The sequence below is a fragment of the Streptomyces sp. NPDC058157 genome, assembly GCF_042884105.1.
Lineage (GTDB): Bacteria > Actinomycetota > Actinomycetes > Streptomycetales > Streptomycetaceae > Streptomyces.
Genome location: NZ_JBHVUQ010000050.1, coordinates 20,197 through 35,276, shown reverse-complemented (window position 1 = coordinate 35,276; position 15,080 = coordinate 20,197). Strand labels below are relative to the sequence as shown.

The following is a 15,080-nucleotide window of genomic DNA, read 5'->3' as shown; positions in this document are numbered from 1 at the left end:
GCTTCGTGCGTACGGGGTGGATCAGACCTGGAGGGCCTTGATCGCGGTCGGGGCGTGGCCCGGCTCAGTCGCGAGCTCCTCGAACTCGGTGACGTCGCTCATGTCGACCGTCTTGCTCATCGCGATGTTGGTGACGCGCTCCAGGATGGCCTCGACGACGACCGGGACCTGGAACTCCTGCGCCAGCTTCTTGGCCTCCTCGAAGGCCTCGCCCAGCTTGTCCGGGTCGGTGACGCGGATGGCCTTGACGCCCAGGCCCTCGGCGACCTTGACGTGGTCGACGCCGTAGACGCCGATCTCCGGGGTGTTGATGTTCTCGAACTCGAGGTTGACCTCGAAGTTGATGCCGAGGCCGCCCTGCGCCTGGCGGATCAGGCCCAGGTAGGCGTTGTTCACGAGGACGTGGACGTAGGGGACCTTGTGCTGGGCGGCGACCGCCAGCTCCTCGATCATGAACTGGAAGTCGTAGTCGCCGGAGAGCGCGACGACCGGGACGTCGGGCTGCGCGGTGGCGGCGCCGATGGCGGCCGGGATGGTCCAGCCGAGCGGGCCGGCCTGGCCGCAGTTGACCCAGTGGCGCGGCTTGTAGACGTGCAGGAACTGCGCGGCCGCGATCTGGGAGAGACCGATGGTGGTGACGTAGCGGGTCTCCGGGCCGAACGCCTTGTTCATCTCCTCGTAGACGCGCTGCGGCTTCATGGGGATGTTCTCGAAGTGCGTGCGGCGCTGCAGGGTGGCCTTGCGCTCCTGCGCGGAGGCGGCCCAGGCGGAGAAGTCGGGGAGCTTGCCCTCGGCCTTCCACTCCTTGGCGACCTCGATGAACAGCTCGAGGGCGACCTTGGCGTCGGAGGCGATTCCGAAGTCCGGGGCGAAGATCTTGCCCAGCTGGGTGGGCTCGATGTCGACGTGGACGAACTTGCGGCCCTTGGTGTAGGCGTCCAGGTTGTAACCGGTGTGACGGTTGGCCCAGCGGTTGCCGATGCCGATGACGGTGTCCGACTCCAGGAAGGTCGCGTTGCCGTAGCGGTGGGCGGTCTGGACGCCGACCATGCCCGCGGCCAGCTCGTGGTCGTCCGGGATGGTGCCCCAGCCCATCAGGGTGGAGATGACCGGGATGCCCGTCAGCTCGGCGAACTCGACCAGCAGGTCGGAGGCGTCGGCGTTGATGATGCCGCCACCGGCGACGATCAGCGGGCGCTCGGCCTCGAGCAGGAAGCCGAGGGCCTTCTCGGCCTGGGCGCGGCTGGCCTGCGGCTTGTAGACCGGCAGCGGGGTGTAGGTCTCGGGGTCGAACTCGATCTCGGTCAGCTGGACGTCGATCGGCAGGTCGATCAGGACCGGGCCGGGACGGCCGGAGCGCATCAGGTGGAAGGCCTGCTGGAAGACGCCGGGGACCTGCGCGGCCTCCAGGACCGTGGTGGCGGCCTTGGTGACGGGCTTGGCGATCGTGGCGATGTCGACGGCCTGGAAGTCCTCCTTGTGGAGCTTCGAGACCGGGGCCTGGCCGGTGATGCACAGGATCGGGATCGAGTCCGCGATCGCGGAGTACAGGCCGGTGATCATGTCGGTGCCGGCCGGGCCCGAGGTGCCGATGCAGACGCCGATGTTGCCCGCCTGGGCGCGGGTGTAGCCCTCGGCCATGTGGGAGGCGCCCTCGACGTGACGGGCCAGCGTGTGCGCGATTCCGCCCACGTTCTTGAGCTCGCGGTAGAACGGGTTGATCGCGGCACCGGGCACGCCGAACGCCTGCTCGACACCCTCGAGCTTGAGGATCTCAACGGCGGCAGCGGCGGCTGTCATACGAGGCATCAGGGTCTCCTGCGGGTCTGGCGGTCAGACTTTTTCCGGCATCCGGAATTTATGTTCTGCTATACGAAACAAGCTAAGCGGCGACTTCCCGCACGTCAAGGCGGTGGGGCACCCCGGAACCCACCAAAAGCCGCATCTCTTTCGGTGAGTTGCACAAATGGCCGGCCCGGCGGAGTGAATCGGCGGGATTCGGCGGGCTCGGTCGCCCCGGCGGTAGCCGGTGGTGGAGCATGGACCCACGCACAGCGACGGAGGGGGTCCAGGGCTCATGGCGGAAGCGGTACCGGTGCGCTGCCCGGCGTGCCAGCGCGAGAACGGCTACATCTCCCCGGTCTTCCCGTGCGCCTGCGGGAGCCCGGTCATCCCGCCCCTGGATCTGGCGGCGGCGCCCCTGCCGCTGACCCACCGCACCTGGCGGGACAGCTGGGTGGCGGTGCGGTGCGGGGCCTGCGGGCGGGAGAGCGAGTGGCCGCACCCGGAGGTGGGGTGCGGTTCGTGCGGGACGGTGGTGCTCGTGCCGGTGCGGCCGCCGGAGGCGCCGGAGCCCGCGGAGCCCTCCGCGGGGGCGGCTGACGCGTGGGCGGCGGCCGGGGCGGATCCCGGCGCGCCGGAGGCGGCGGGCGCGGGGGAAGGCGTACGGGAGGACGGCGCGCCGGGGGGCGCGCGCCCGGGCGGCCCGGCTCCGGCGGGTCCCGGGGGCGGCCCCGCCGGTGCGGCGCGGGGTCCTGCGGCACGGGGTCCCGCCTCCCGGCCGCCGTTCCGGCCCGTGACCATCCGTACCGCCCGGGACGCGGTGACGACGGCCGCGTTGTACCTGCGCTGGCTCGGCTTCAGGGACGTCCGGCAGCCCGACGGGGTGCCGATCCCCTCGGCGGCGGTGGACCTGCGGGCGCCCGGGGTGGTGGCGCAGGTGGACCCGACGACGGCTCCGGCCGGGCTGCGGGCGGTGGAGTGCGTGTGGCTGAACGGCCTGACGGCGTCGGCGACCAGCGTGTACTTCGCCCTGGCGGGTTATACGGAGGAGGCCCGGGGGCGCGCGGACGACCTGGGGATACCGCTGTTCGTCATGGACCTCACGGGCATGCCGCAGCCGGTCAACGACCCGGCGGACGCGCTGGTGGGGCGGGGGGCCTAGGCTCGGAGGCTGTTCGCACGTGTTGTTGTCCGATCGTGCTGTTCGATCGTGTTGTTCGATCTTGTTGCCTGCCGAGGAGAGCTCGATGAGCCTGTACGACATCCCGCTGACCACCCTGGACGACGAGCCCACCAGCCTGGCGGCCCACCGCGGCAAGGCCATCCTGCTGGTGAACACCGCCTCGCAGTGCGGCCTCACCCCCCAGTACTCCGGTCTGGCTCGACTGCAGTTCAAGTACGAGGAGAAGGGGTTCACCGTCATCGGTGTGCCCTGCAACCAGTTCGGCGGCCAGGAGCCGGGCACCGCCGAGGACATCCAGACGTTCTGCGCGGCCGGTTTCGGGGTGACCTTCCCGATGCTGGAGAAGACCGAGGTGAACGGTGAGAACCGGCACCCGCTGTACCAGGAGCTGGTGAAGACCGCGGACGCCGAGGGTGCGGCCGGGGACATCCAGTGGAACTTCGAGAAGTTCCTGATCTCCCCGGCCGGCGAGGTCGTGGCGCGCTTCCGCCCCCGCACCGAGCCGGAGGCTCCGGAGGTCATCGCCGCGATCGAGGCGCAGCTGCCGGCCTGACGACCGGCGCCGGGGCGCCCGTATGCGTACGGGCACCCCGGGGCGGGCCTCGTCCCGTCACGTCACCCCGTCACCTCACCCCGTCACGTCGGCCTCGTCGTACTCCTGGGCGGAACCGGCGGCCGTGAGGTCCCGGAGCTCGACCCGGCGGATCTTCCCGGACACGGTCTTGGGGAGCTCGGCGAACTCGATGCGCCGGATCCTCTTGTAAGGGGAGAGCACGGCCCGGGAGTGCTCGAACAGCAGCCGCGCGGTCTCCGCCCCGGGCTCCCAGCCGGCGGCGAGGGTGATGTACGCCTTGGGCACGGCGAGCCGCAGCGCGTCCGGGGCCGGGACGACGGCCGCCTCGGCGACCGCCTCGTGCTCGAGCAGGGCGCTCTCCAGCTCGAAGGGGCTGATCTTGTAGTCGGAGGCCTTGAAGACGTCGTCGGCCCGGCCCACGTAGGTGAGGTAGCCGTCGGCGTCGCGCGAGGCGATGTCCCCCGTGCGGTAGAGCCCGTCCGCCATGGCCTCGGCGGTGCGCTCGGGGTCGTCGCGGTAGCCGGTCATCACCCCGGCGGGGCGGGTGCGCAGGTCCACGCACAGCTCCCCCTCGTCGGGGGACTCCTTGCCGGTGACGGGGTCCAGCAGGACGATCTCGTACCCCGGCGCGGGGCGGCCCATGGACCCCGGCTTGACCTCGGCTCCGGGGAAGTTCCCCACCTGGAGGGTGGTCTCGGTCTGGCCGAACCCGTCGCGGATGGTCAGGCCCCAGGCCGCCTTGACCCGTTCGATGACCTCCGGGTTCAGGGGTTCACCGGCGGCGACCGCCTCGCGCGGCGGGCGCCGCAGGGCGGTCAGGTCGGACTGGATCAGCATCCGCCAGACGGTGGGCGGGGCGCAGAAGGTGGTGACCCCGGCGCGGTCCATCTCGGCCATGAGCCGCTGTGCGTCGAAGCGGGTGTAGTTGTGGACGAAGACGGTGGCGCCGGCGTTCCAGGGGGCGAAGAGGTTGGACCAGGCGTGCTTGGCCCAGCCGGGCGAGGCGATGTTGAGGTGGACGTCGCCGGGGCGCAGGCCGAGCCAGTACATGGTGGAGAGGTGCCCGATGGGGTACGAGGCGTGGGTGTGCTCGACGAGCTTGGGGCGGGCCGTGGTGCCTGAGGTGAAGTAGAGCATCAGGGGGTCGGAGGCGAGGGTGGTGCCGTCGGGGCGGAAGGCGCTGTCGGCCCCGTCCATGTCGGCGAGCCGCAGCCAGCCGGCCGGAACCTCGTCACCGGCGGCGATGCGCGTGTAGTCGCCGGGCACCTCGTCGAACTTCGGGGCGTCGGCGACGCGTGCGATCACGTGGCGGACGTTGCCGCGCTCGATCCGGTCGCGCAGGTCGGCGGGGCCGAGGAGCGGGGTGGCGGGGATGACGACGGCGCGCAGCTTCATCGCGCCGAGCATCACCTCCCACAGCTCGCGCTGGTTGCCGAGCATGACCAGGATCCGGTCGCCGGCGGCGACGCCCTGAGCGCGCAGCCAGGTGGCGGCGGAGCCGGAGCGCAGCCGCATCTCGTCGAAGGTGACGGTTTCGGTGGTCCCGTCCTCCTCGACGATCCGCAGCGCGTCGGCGCCGTTGCCCTCCGCGAGGCGGTCGAACCAGTCGAACGCCCAGTTGAACCGCTCGGGGCGGGGCCAGGTGAATCCGGCGCGGGCGCTCTCGTACTGCCCGCGGTGGGCGAGCAGGAAGTCCCGCGCGGCCAGGAAGCCGTCGGCGCCGCTGTTTTCGGTCATGGTGGTCATGGTGGTCATGGGAGGCATCGTGCCGCGCGGGACGGGCCCTCCACCAGGGCGGCGTCAGCCTGGGATTGACCCGAACCGCACCGTGCCGGGTCCTTCGCCCAGCGCGGCGAGCATCGCCTCGCCCTCGGCGGCGATCTCCTCCTGCACGCCGCCCGCCACCTCGCGGAACAGCTCGACGGTGACCACCCCGGCCGCGCTCGCCCACACCCCTGCGAGGAACCCGTCGACGAGCAGCGCGCAGCGGCTCTGGTTCCCGTGGGTGTTGCGCCCCTTGAACTCCGGGGGGACGACGCGGGTCCGGTCGGCGTGGGAGAGCAGCAGGTTGTCGAACTCGGGCAGGAAGCGGGGCGGGGCCGGGGTGCCGGCGTCGGGGCGGGGGGCGTCGGGGAGGTCGAACAGCTCGACGCCGTGCTCGTCGCGGAAGGTGAGCAGACGGGGCCGGAGCCGCTCGAAGGCCTCCCGGAGGCGGGTGAGTCCGGACCAGGTCTGCATGTCCTTGACGGAGGCGGGCCCGAAGCCCCCGAGATACCGCAGCACGAGCCCGTCGATCCCCCCACCCTCCTCCCGTACGCCCTCTTCCCCTCCGCCCTTCTCCCCTCCGCCCTTCTCCCCTCCGCCTCGGGCCCAGTTCTCCAGGGTGGTCAGCCGCACCTGGCCGCTGCGCCCCCACACCCCGCGCGGGGTGACCTGCACGAGCGGCAGCAGGCAGCGCGCGGCCACGGCCAGCGACTGCGGATCGGCCCCGGGCCACGCGCGCAGCAGCTCCTCGCGGATCTCCGCCATGGTGCGCGGCTCCTCCTCGACGAACCCCCGGGCCCGTGCGGCCAGCGCCTCCAGGTCGACACCGGCCAGGCCCTTGCGGAAGTACTGCACCTCCCGGTCCCGCGCCCCCTGCACCAGGAGCCTGAGACTCCGGGCGTCCTCGACGGTATGGGTGTGAATGGTGGACCTCATGGTCACCATCCGCACCACCTCCCGCTCCTCCATCAGCCGCCCCAGCTCCTCGGGCCGGAACCCGGCGAGCCGGGCGTGCAGCTGGAAATAGGGCGGCTTGACGTTCTGGGCCTGCAGCCCGACCAGGTGGGCGACGGCATCGCGGGCGGACATGTCGGCGCGGCTCAGCAGCAGCTGGCGGGCGAGCGTGGCACGGTTCAGAGCGCGGGTGCCGAGTACGGGACTCGTAACGGAAGCCATACCCGCAACCTAACCCCCCTCGCGGACACCCCCTGTCCGCAACTCCCCCCTCCCCCTCCATCCCCCTCCCTCCTCCCCCTCCCTCCCGGAGCTGCGATGCCGGAGCGCCCAGACCGCCGCCCCACCCCCGCGAAGCGCACCCCGTGGCTCCGCCCGTCCGGTCACACCCCCACACCCCCGTCACCACCCCCGGCCCCTCTCCCCCCGGAGCGCCACAGCGTGATCGACTCGGCCGTCTACCGCGAGGGCCGCCGCGTCGCCACCCCCACCACCCTCGCCGAGACCTTCCGCCGGCTCCGCGAACAGCCCGACGGCATGGCCTGGATCGGCCTCCACCGCCCAACGGCAACGGAACTCCACTCCCTGGCCGCCGAGTTCAACCTCCACCCCCTCTCGATCGAAGACGCCCTGGAGGCCCACCAGCGCCCCAAGCTGGAGCGCTACGGCGACACCCTCTTCGTGGTCCTGCGCGCGGCCCGCTACCTCGACGCCCAGGAGGAGGTCGACTTCGGCGAACTCCACGTCTTCGTCGGCCCCGACTTCCTGATCACGGTCCGCCACGGCGCCGCCCCCGACCTCTCGGCGGTCCGCCGCCGCATGGAGGAGACCCCGGAACTCCTCTCCCTCGGCCCGGAGGCCGCCCTGTACGCCATCCTCGACGCGGTGGTGGACGGCTACGCCCCGGTCGTGGCGGGCGTCCAGAACGACATGGACGAGATCGAGACGGAGGTCTTCCGCGGCGACCCGGAGGTCTCCCGCCGCATCTACGAACTCTCCCGCGAAATGGTCGAGTTCCAGCGCGCCACCCGCCCCCTGGTCGGCATGCTCCACGCCCTGATGGCCGGCTTCGCCAAGTACGGCACGGACGAGGAACTCCAGCGCTACCTCCGCGACGTGGCGGACCACGTGACCCACACCAGCGAACGCGTGGACGGCTTCCGCCAGGCCCTGACCGAAATCCTCACGGTCAACGCCACCCTGGTCTCCCAACAACAGAACGCCGAAATGCGCGCACTGGCAGAAGCCGGCTTCGAACAGAACGAGGAGATCAAGAAGATCTCCTCGTGGGCTGCCATCCTGTTTGCACCCACGTTGGTGGGAACGATCTACGGCATGAACTTCGAGACGATGCCCGAACTGCACTGGGCCGCGGGCTACCCCTTCGCGATCCTGCTGATGGCAGTGGTGTGCACGAGCCTGTACGTGATCTTCAAGAAGCGCGACTGGCTGTAGCGAACCAGCACAGAGTCTTGATCGACTTAGCGTAAGCGAACCGCGGACCGTACCCCAAGGGGCCCCTTGGGGAGAATCTGGGGAGTATGCGCGGCAAGGGGTCGCCCGAACTCGGCGTCGTCGCCTCAACGGGGGCGGCGCCCGGCGCAGTCGCTGCTGACCGCACTCCGCGGGAAATGGCCATTCGGTACACCCTGCGCTTCCGCAGCGTGGCACACGGCCGAAAGGTCTAGGCGCAGGCCAGCGGACCGTGCAGGCGCCCGGACATTCCCGAAGACATGGCCGACTTGCACCCTTGCCGCCCGCACAATCATGACGGTGCATCAGTTTCTGTCAGTGGCCGCCGCTACAACCGATCTGGAGGTCCGCACGGCGCGGACCGATGGGGAGGGATTCAGCATGCCGAAGGTTCCGGACGGATACGTGCGCGTACGAAGCCACCTCCGCCGCAAGCCGGGCCCGAAATCCGCCAAGGGCCTGAGCGTCTGGGCCATCGCCGGCCTGTGTGCGGCGGTGTGGCTCTGGGGCCAGATCTTCGGGTTCGGCGACAGCTCCGCCGAGCGGCAGCCCGCACCGAAGCCCGGCGTCTCCGCGCCAGCGGGCGGGCAGTGACGGCCCGGCGGCGGAGAAGCACCCGGTGGCGACCGCGCAGTACCGCAGACGTCCTGGGTGCGGCAGCCGTTGCCCTCGCGGTCGCGGTCGCCCTGGCTCAGGCCTCATCGCGCCTCCTTGCGAAGGCCGCCGAGAGCTGGCCGCTGCTGGCCCTGATCGGTCTGGCCCTCGCCACCGGCTTGGCCTGCCTCCGGATGCGGCGCTCGCGCCGGAACCGCGCGGACAGCGAGAGGCTGGCTCGCCTGCGCATCACCTTGCCCGAGTTGGACGCAATGGATGACCAGCAGTTCGAGTATGCGCTGCGCGACCTCCTCGTCCGCGACGGCTGGGCGGCCACGAAGGTAGGCCGGGGCGGGGACCAGGCCGCGGACGTGATCGGCGTCCTGGTACCCCTCGGACGGATCGTGGTGCAGGCGAAGCACACCCGCGCCGGCGGCAAGGTCGGCTCGTCGGTGATGTACGAGGTGAACGGCACAGCAGGTCCCGCGCACAGGGCGGACCACGCGGTCGTCGTCACCAACGGCTCCTTCACCCGCGACGCCATGGCCTGGGGCGACCGCCACGGAGTCCACTGGGTCGACCGCGACCGACTCGCCCAATGGGCCCACGAGGGCAAGGCCCTGCATGAACTGCTCGGACTGCCCGCGCGGCGCCCCCGCCTGCCGTGGCGTCGAGCGGCATGAGACACAGAGCCTGACCCACCAACGAGAACGGGTGGCACAGCATGTGCTGTGCCGCCCGTTCTCAGGCAAGGGCAAAGTCGTCTGGGACGTACTGAGGGGCCACACCGAGCAACGCATCGACTGCCGCGCGGCCCTTGCCGCCGGCCTCGGGCATGAAGTGGGCGTAGTGGTCAAGGGTGATGGTCGGGCTGGAGTGGCCGAGCCATCGGGCGAGGGTGACGACGGATTCACCCGCCTCGAGGATCACGGAGGCGTAGGTGTGCCGGAGTACGTGGAAGCCGTCCTTGCGTGAGGCCTTCCAGCGCTGGCCCTTCTCCCTCAGGGGGATCACGCCGGCCTTCGCGAGGGCGGGCTTCCACACCTCGTCGTTGAAGATGTTGGCGCGGATCGCGTTGCCGAAGGTCGTGGTCAGGACCAGCGGGAAGGAGCGCTTCTCCCGGTCGGGTTCGGGGCCGCCCCAGGGCAGCTCGACTTCGACGGCCGTGTGTTGCAGGAAGTGTGCGCGCAGCTCGGCGGCCACCGAAGGCGGCATGTCGACGACCCGCGTCTTCCCACCCTTGGGAAGGGTGAAGTACAGGCGGCCGTACAGGAGCTGGACCTGTCGGCGGACGCGGATGAGGCCACGCTCGAAGTCGACGTCCGCCGGGGACAGCCCGAAGACCTCCCCCTGGCGCAGCCCGCACCCGAGGGCGACCACGACGGCGATCCGGTACCGCTGGTTGACGGCGTCCCGCACCCGTTGCGCGGTCTCCAGCGGCCAAGCCTCCCGCTGATCCTCCGGGGCCTTGGGCCAGCGCACCGACTTGGCGCGCATCGGGTTGCGGACCAGCCGCTTGTCGTCGATCGCCGTCTCGAAGACGTTCGAGAGGGTGGTCAGGATCTGCCGGGCGTAGCGCGGTGCGCACTCGCCTTCGAGCGTGGCGATGTAGCCGCGCAGGACCGACGCGGTGACGTCCCGCAGCGCGACGTCACCGATGTGCGGGAGTACATGGAGGCGCACGCGCTCGTCCACCCGCTTGACCGTGCCCGGCGCTCCCCGAACGCCCGCCTGCCAGTGGCGCGCGACGTAGTCGGCGACGGTGATGGAGCCGTCGCGCGGGTCGACGAACTCGCCCCGCTCGCTGTCGGTGCCAGCCCTGCGGAGCCACGCCTTGGCGTCCTCCAGGGTGTCGAACGACATGCCCCGGACGCCCGGGATGCCCGCGACCCGGTAGCGGCTGCCCTTGCCGTACCGGGCGGTGCGCTCGCGCTTGCCGGTGACGGGATCCTTCTTCTTGTTGATCCAGCGGTCTTCGATGTAGCCGGCCAAGTGTTTCCTTGCAGCTAGGGGTTCGGGACGGTCAGCCGGAAGCCGTCAGACGGTTGCCGAGTAGGCAGCGCGCCGCTGCGGTGCGGCAATCCCGGGGTTGAGGTCGGGGTTGGAGCGGGAGTCCGCCTGCTCCTGCGCACGTATCCAGGCGTCGAGCGCGTCGACCCTGTACGTCACCCGCCCGCGGGCGCCCATCCGGAAACTGGGCGGTCCCTGCCGCCGGTGACGCCAGACGTAAAGCGTCTTGGGTGAAATGCCGAGATACGCGGCCGTGTCCTGAACCCCGAGAAACGCACGGCCGACGGTGGAACGGTGACGAAATCCGGGGGCACCGACAGAGGAAATCGGATCGACGACGGACAAGCGAGATTCCTTACGCAGGGGACGGGAAAATAGACCACTGGCCATACACAGGGGCAGCGGCCTCCAGGGACCACCAATGGTGCGGAGAATCCCCGGTTTCGGAAACCGGGGATCGTCGGCTATATTCCGCCCACCCTCAGCGACTCGGGGAAGCTCGACGGAGCAGCGAGAAGCGCGTTCGGCGAGGATCCGAGGGCTGCTGCGATGGCGACAAGGTCGTCGATGTCGCAGCGTCGGACCGTGCGTTCGATGCGGGAGAGCGCGGTGAAGGTCATGGGGCGACCGAGTGCGGTGACCCGGGCGGCGAGCTGGCGCTGGGAGTATCCACGAGCCACGCGGGTGCGTTCGATGGCGTGGGCGGCGGCGCGTCCGGCGGGTCCGATTTCGAGAGGGCGTGGCGGCATTGATGTGTTGTAACTTGCCCGCCGGAGGCTAGGGAAGGCATTCCCCGTCTGCTGTGAGCGATCCCGGGCCGATATCGAATAGCGCGGGCGATTTCGCCGACCGGGGTTTCGGGTTTACGGTCGTGCGACCGGAAAAGCTTTCACGGCCGCTTGAGCCAGGTCTGGACTTCTGGACCCGGGGTGTGGCTGTGTTGTCCACGCAACCCGGCCCCGCCGGCTTCCCTGCCCCGATTTCGAAAGGCGGTCGATCTCCATCGCCCGTATCCGCACCATCAAGCCCGAGGCCTTCGCCTCCGAGTCCCTGGCGGCCGTGTCCCTGAGCGCCGAGCGGACCTTCTTCGGTCTGCTCACCCAAGCCGACGACAAGGGCCGCATCCGCGACCAGGCCGCCGTCATCGCGGGACAACTGTGGTCGCTGCGCCGCGAACACGGCCCGGTGGAGGTCGAGGACGACCTGACGCAGCTCAACGCGGCCGGCCTGATCTGCCGCTACGAGGGCGAGGACGGAAGGCAGTACCTGCACGTCGTCGCCTTCGCCCTCCACCAGAAGATCAACCGCCCCAGCATCAGCAGGATCGTCCTGCCCGCACCACGACCTCGGCGTCCCGCGTGAGCCCTCACTGCCGGTGCACGGAGCCGTCACGGAGGCTTCCGTAACGGGTCAGGCAGCAGGCAGGGAGCCCACCATAAGCAGGGAATCCGCAGGTCAGGTGCAATTCAGTGAGCCCTCACAGCCGGTTGAGGGAGGGCTCACTGAGCCTGACGTGACCCCTCAGCGTCCGGATCTAGGACCTAGGAACAGGGATCTAGGAACTACTCCGTTGGGAGGCGCGAGCGCCCCCGCGCCCCAGAGCGTCTCGGCCGAAGGACCTCATCGCCGAGTACGCCGCGGCCTGCGAGCACCGTCCTCCCTCCACCGTGCTCGGCCAACTCGGGCAGGAGACCAGGAAGCTCCTCGACGAGGGCATCGCCCCTGCCCACGTACGAGCCGGTCTCGACCGCCACCGCGCCAAGGGCCTCCACCCGAAGACCCTGCCCAGCCTCGTGCACGAGGTCATGAACGCGGGCGCCTCCACGCCCACCGCCGCCCACCGCCCCTGGACCAACCCCACCGACGTCGCCGCCGCCTACGGGGGCGCCCTCTGATCACCACCGCCCTCCCGCAGCCCGCCGACCACGTCGTCCGGGCGATGGCGGGGATCCTGCTCCGCCGGGGCATGGACCCGTCCGTCATGGACTCGACCGAACCGGAGCCAGCGCCCCAACCGGTCGCCTCCCTGCAACTGGCCGACGCCCGCATCCCCCCGCGCTACCGGCAGGCCCACGCCGATCACCCCCAGGTCGCCGCCTGGGTGGACGAGATCGCGCGTGCCGGGCGCCCCGGCCCGTCCGGCACACGGGGCATCGCAGAGGGCCCGTCGCTGCTGATCGTCGGCCCGACCGGCACCGGCAAGATCCACCAGGCCTACGGGGCCGTCCGCAGCCTGCTCGCGGCCGGCGTCCGCCTGCGCTGGGAAGCCGTCACCGCCGCCGACCTGTACGCCCGCCTGAGGCCGCGACCAGGACTCGACGCCGAGCGTGAACTGCACACCCTGGCCCGATGCCCGCTGCTGGTCCTGGACGACCTCGGCGCCGCCAAGGGCAGCGAGTGGACGGAGGAGCTGACCTACCGGCTGATCAACCACCGGTACGAGTACCTGCGCCCCACCCTTCTCACGACCAACCTCCCCATCGACGATCTCCGCACCACCCTCGGTGACCGCGTCGCCTCCCGCCTCTCCGAGATGACCCACCGGGTCATCCTTGGCGGGCCTGACCGCCGCCGCACCTCCCCCGCCGCTTGAACGCGCCCACCCCTTTGGAGCACCACCCGCTTGACCGCCACCTCCCACCGCACGCAGACGGCCGAGCGGTACGCCCTCGCCGTCGCAGGCTGCGTCATCGTCGCCCTCACCGCCGCAGGCTTCTGGCTCTCCTACGCCCACCTGACCGAAGTCGCAGGGCGGCACGGCCTCGGAACTTCCCCCACCCGCCAATGGGCATGGCCCGCCACACTCGATGCCTTCATCGTCGCAGGCGAAGTGCTCATGCTCCGCGCCAGCCTCCGCCGGGAATCCGACGGGTGGGCGATCGCCCTCACCGCTGCTGGATCGCTGGGCTCGATCGCCCTGAACGTCGCTGGCGTCAGCAGGTCCGACGGCGTCCCGGCCCCGACACTCGACTACGTCGTCGCCGCCGTCCCTCCAGCAGCCGCGCTCTTCGCCTTCGGCGTCCTCATGCGGCAGATCCACCGCCACGTCGCTGCCGAGGAGTCCCGCCACAGTCGCCGTCCTACAGGGGAACCCTCAACACATCCCGCGGACCTGGACCGTCCCCGCGCCCACTCCGCTATACCGCAGGTCCCGGACCCAGAACGACCCGAGGTCCGCGAGGGTGACCGCCCCAGTCCGGCTGACGCCGTACAGGACACATCAGGCGATGTGGCGGAAGAGACCGATCAAGTGGCGGAAGCCCACGCCTCGCCGAAGAAGCGCACTGGTCGCAAGCCCGCCGCCACCGACGACGAACTCTTCGCCATAGCCCTCACCGCCCCGCTCGGACGCGATGGACGCGCGTCAAGCCGCCACATCGAGACGGCTGTCCGCTCCCGCGGCCTCTCCCTCGGCAGGGATCGCCGGGACAAGATCACACGGCAGGTCCAGTCCGAACTCGACAGGGGCCAAGCGGACGCCGCGTAGGCCCCGCCCGAAAGTCACGCTGCCCCCACGCATCCATCGCGGAGAAAGCTGGCGTTCGTACGCCCCATCCCCGCAGCACAGAAGCCGTTCCAGCCCGACCAACAGGAGACACGCTTTTGCACGAACACCCCACTGCCGCAAATGCCCACGACCACCGACAGGCGGCCCCTACCCAAGCCCGAGACGGAGCAAGTTATCCCTTTGGACACTCCACCATCGGCGGAGTGTCCAAAGGGCTCTCCGCCCCAGAGGGACGGAGCCTCGTCCAGCGCCGGGGGACGCCTGACGAGGAGGCTGCGACCGCAGCGCGGGCGCAGCCGGGAGAAGATCAACAGCCTCCGTGCGAAGCCCCGAACACCTCCGCTACCCCTCCAGAGCCCCGCACACGACGCCGCACCCGCAAGCACAGCCGACGCTCCAAAGTGTGCAGCGTCCGTATGAACGACGCCGAGCACGCGCTCGTCGCGACCGCCGCCAAAGCTGTCGGCGTGACCGTCGCCGGCTTCTTCGCCAAAGCCGCCCTCAACGCGGCCCACGACCCTCACACCAGCGCCGCGGCCATCGCCGGACGTCGCGAGACCGTCATCGAACTGTTCACTGCCCGCAGGCACCTCGGTCAGATCGGCAACAACCTCAACCAGCTGACCCGCGCCGTCAACTCCGGCGGCCGACCGACCGACATCCAACTCGACGCCGTGCTCGACTCGGTCCGCCAGGCCTCCGCGCGCGTCCAGGACGCCACCGACCAGCTCCTCGAACACGGCTAGTACCTGCCTCACCGAGATCCCCGAGATCCACCCTCCCCCGCGTGTTGTCCCCATACGCACGGTCGATCCGCGTCAATGATCCAGGACGAGGTCGAGGTGTTCTTGCACCGGCTCGAACAGGCGATACGGGACGTACTCAGAGATGTCGGCGCGGGCCACCCACGCGAGTTCGGCCAGCTCGTCGGTGTCCGCGATGTGCGCGTGGCCGCCGGCCACCTCGCAGGCGGTGTACGACATCAAGCGGCCGGTGTCAGGGTGGACCCGTTCCCCCAGCGGTTTCAGCGCCCTCACGGCGAGGCCGGTCTCCTCCAAGGTCTCGCGTACGGCGGCCTCCTCCGGGGCTTCGCCCGGCTCGACCTCACCGGCGGGGAACTGCCAGGACAGCCGCCCCTCGCTGAATCGGCGCCGCACCATGAGAACGCGGCCCTCGTGCACCACGACGGCCGCCGCGATGGCCGGTCGGCCCTCAGCGTTCTGCTGCTCCACGTTGCT

15 protein-coding genes and 1 pseudogene are annotated in these 15,080 nt (G+C 70.6%); 9 read left to right on the top strand and 7 right to left on the bottom strand.

The genetic code is table 11. From position 1 onward, the window contains the following. Positions 1 to 21 precede the first annotated feature (21 nt). Entirely contained in the window at positions 22 to 1,809 is a 1,788-nt protein-coding gene (gene gcl / locus ACFVXK_RS15505; RefSeq protein ID WP_125823023.1) for a glyoxylate carboligase, read from the bottom strand. 268 nt (positions 1,810 to 2,077) lie between these two features. Here gcl and ACFVXK_RS15500 point away from each other — a divergent pair, with 268 nt between their 5' ends. Both ACFVXK_RS15500 and ACFVXK_RS15495 read left to right on the top strand, forming a co-directional pair. Beyond that, positions 2,078 to 2,944 (top strand): hypothetical protein, encoded by an 867-nt coding sequence (locus tag ACFVXK_RS15500; protein WP_389612031.1) that lies wholly within the window; start codon positions 2,078 to 2,080, stop codon positions 2,942 to 2,944. Between the two features lie 85 nt (positions 2,945 to 3,029). Continuing rightward, positions 3,030 to 3,518 (top strand): glutathione peroxidase, encoded by a 489-nt coding sequence (locus tag ACFVXK_RS15495; RefSeq protein ID WP_388947454.1) that lies wholly within the window; start codon positions 3,030 to 3,032, stop codon positions 3,516 to 3,518. 75 nt (positions 3,519 to 3,593) lie between these two features. Here ACFVXK_RS15495 and ACFVXK_RS15490 read toward each other — a convergent pair whose 3' ends face one another. Continuing rightward, entirely contained in the window at positions 3,594 to 5,276 is a 1,683-nt protein-coding gene (locus ACFVXK_RS15490) for an AMP-binding protein (RefSeq protein ID WP_389612043.1), read from the bottom strand. A gap of 63 nt (positions 5,277 to 5,339) precedes the next feature. Beyond that, positions 5,340 to 6,479 (bottom strand): winged helix DNA-binding domain-containing protein, encoded by a 1,140-nt coding sequence (locus ACFVXK_RS15485; protein WP_389612030.1) that lies wholly within the window; start codon positions 6,477 to 6,479, stop codon positions 5,340 to 5,342. Positions 6,480 to 6,575: 96 nt separating this feature from the next. On the opposite strand from ACFVXK_RS15485, the gene ACFVXK_RS15480 reads away from it, so the two are divergent. The 3 genes from ACFVXK_RS15480 (at position 6,576) to ACFVXK_RS15470 (ending at position 9,007) form a co-directional block, all read left to right on the top strand. Continuing rightward, the gene (locus tag ACFVXK_RS15480; RefSeq protein ID WP_389612029.1) at positions 6,576 to 7,712 is read left to right on the top strand and encodes a magnesium and cobalt transport protein CorA; all 1,137 of its coding nucleotides are present in this window, start codon (positions 6,576 to 6,578) and stop codon (positions 7,710 to 7,712) included. A 399-nt stretch (positions 7,713 to 8,111) separates the two neighbouring features. Continuing rightward, positions 8,112 to 8,324 (top strand): hypothetical protein, encoded by a 213-nt coding sequence (locus ACFVXK_RS15475; RefSeq protein ID WP_389612028.1) that lies wholly within the window; start codon positions 8,112 to 8,114, stop codon positions 8,322 to 8,324. Positions 8,325 to 8,377: 53 nt separating this feature from the next. Continuing rightward, complete coding sequence (locus tag ACFVXK_RS15470) at positions 8,378 to 9,007, top strand: restriction endonuclease (RefSeq protein ID WP_389612042.1); 630 nt, start codon at positions 8,378 to 8,380, stop codon at positions 9,005 to 9,007. A 61-nt stretch (positions 9,008 to 9,068) separates the two neighbouring features. Here ACFVXK_RS15470 and ACFVXK_RS15465 read toward each other — a convergent pair whose 3' ends face one another. The 3 genes from ACFVXK_RS15465 to ACFVXK_RS15455 all read right to left on the bottom strand — a co-directional run bounded on the left by ACFVXK_RS15465 (position 9,069) and on the right by ACFVXK_RS15455 (position 11,083). After that, a complete protein-coding gene (locus tag ACFVXK_RS15465) occupies positions 9,069 to 10,316 on the bottom strand; it encodes a tyrosine-type recombinase/integrase (RefSeq protein WP_389612027.1) in 1,248 nt (415 codons plus the stop codon). 45 nt (positions 10,317 to 10,361) lie between these two features. Then, the gene (locus tag ACFVXK_RS15460) at positions 10,362 to 10,679 is read right to left on the bottom strand and encodes a helix-turn-helix transcriptional regulator (RefSeq protein ID WP_389612026.1); all 318 of its coding nucleotides are present in this window, start codon (positions 10,677 to 10,679) and stop codon (positions 10,362 to 10,364) included. 119 nt (positions 10,680 to 10,798) lie between these two features. Beyond that, a complete protein-coding gene (locus ACFVXK_RS15455) occupies positions 10,799 to 11,083 on the bottom strand; it encodes a helix-turn-helix domain-containing protein (protein WP_389612025.1) in 285 nt (94 codons plus the stop codon). 253 nt (positions 11,084 to 11,336) lie between these two features. Here ACFVXK_RS15455 and ACFVXK_RS15450 point away from each other — a divergent pair. The 4 genes and pseudogenes from ACFVXK_RS15450 (at position 11,337) to ACFVXK_RS15435 (ending at position 14,588) form a co-directional block, all read left to right on the top strand. Further along, positions 11,337 to 12,229: pseudogene (locus ACFVXK_RS15450) on the top strand (hypothetical protein). A gap of 44 nt (positions 12,230 to 12,273) precedes the next feature. Then, positions 12,274 to 12,927, top strand: coding sequence for an ATP-binding protein (locus ACFVXK_RS15445; RefSeq protein ID WP_389612024.1), 654 nt, complete (start codon positions 12,274 to 12,276; stop codon positions 12,925 to 12,927). Positions 12,928 to 12,957: 30 nt separating this feature from the next. Next, entirely contained in the window at positions 12,958 to 13,821 is an 864-nt protein-coding gene (locus ACFVXK_RS15440; RefSeq protein ID WP_389612023.1) for a DUF2637 domain-containing protein, read from the top strand. Positions 13,822 to 14,258: 437 nt separating this feature from the next. Then, positions 14,259 to 14,588 carry a plasmid mobilization protein gene (locus tag ACFVXK_RS15435; protein WP_327738258.1) on the top strand — a complete coding sequence of 110 codons (330 nt, stop codon included), beginning with the start codon at positions 14,259 to 14,261 and terminating at the stop codon, positions 14,586 to 14,588. 72 nt (positions 14,589 to 14,660) lie between these two features. Here the strand turns inward: ACFVXK_RS15435 and ACFVXK_RS15430 are convergent, their stop codons facing one another. Next, a complete protein-coding gene (locus ACFVXK_RS15430; protein ID WP_389612021.1) occupies positions 14,661 to 15,074 on the bottom strand; it encodes an NUDIX hydrolase in 414 nt (137 codons plus the stop codon). Positions 15,075 to 15,080: the final 6 nt, after the last annotated feature.

What these genes read in the sequence shown, in the direction of transcription:
- gcl (WP_125823023.1), bottom strand. Translation starts at nt 1,809, where the DNA reads ATGCCTCGTATGACAGCCGCCGCTGCCGCCGTTGAGATCCTCAAGCTC.
- ACFVXK_RS15500 (WP_389612031.1), top strand. Translation starts at nt 2,078, where the DNA reads ATGGCGGAAGCGGTACCGGTGCGCTGCCCGGCGTGCCAGCGCGAGAAC.
- ACFVXK_RS15495 (WP_388947454.1), top strand. Translation starts at nt 3,030, where the DNA reads ATGAGCCTGTACGACATCCCGCTGACCACCCTGGACGACGAGCCCACC.
- ACFVXK_RS15490 (WP_389612043.1), bottom strand. Translation starts at nt 5,276, where the DNA reads ATGACCGAAAACAGCGGCGCCGACGGCTTCCTGGCCGCGCGGGACTTC.
- ACFVXK_RS15485 (WP_389612030.1), bottom strand. Translation starts at nt 6,479, where the DNA reads ATGGCTTCCGTTACGAGTCCCGTACTCGGCACCCGCGCTCTGAACCGT.
- ACFVXK_RS15480 (WP_389612029.1), top strand. Translation starts at nt 6,576, where the DNA reads ATGCCGGAGCGCCCAGACCGCCGCCCCACCCCCGCGAAGCGCACCCCG.
- ACFVXK_RS15475 (WP_389612028.1), top strand. Translation starts at nt 8,112, where the DNA reads ATGCCGAAGGTTCCGGACGGATACGTGCGCGTACGAAGCCACCTCCGC.
- ACFVXK_RS15455 (WP_389612025.1), bottom strand. Translation starts at nt 11,083, where the DNA reads ATGCCGCCACGCCCTCTCGAAATCGGACCCGCCGGACGCGCCGCCGCC.
- ACFVXK_RS15445 (WP_389612024.1), top strand. Translation starts at nt 12,274, where the DNA reads ATGGCGGGGATCCTGCTCCGCCGGGGCATGGACCCGTCCGTCATGGAC.
- ACFVXK_RS15435 (WP_327738258.1), top strand. Translation starts at nt 14,259, where the DNA reads ATGAACGACGCCGAGCACGCGCTCGTCGCGACCGCCGCCAAAGCTGTC.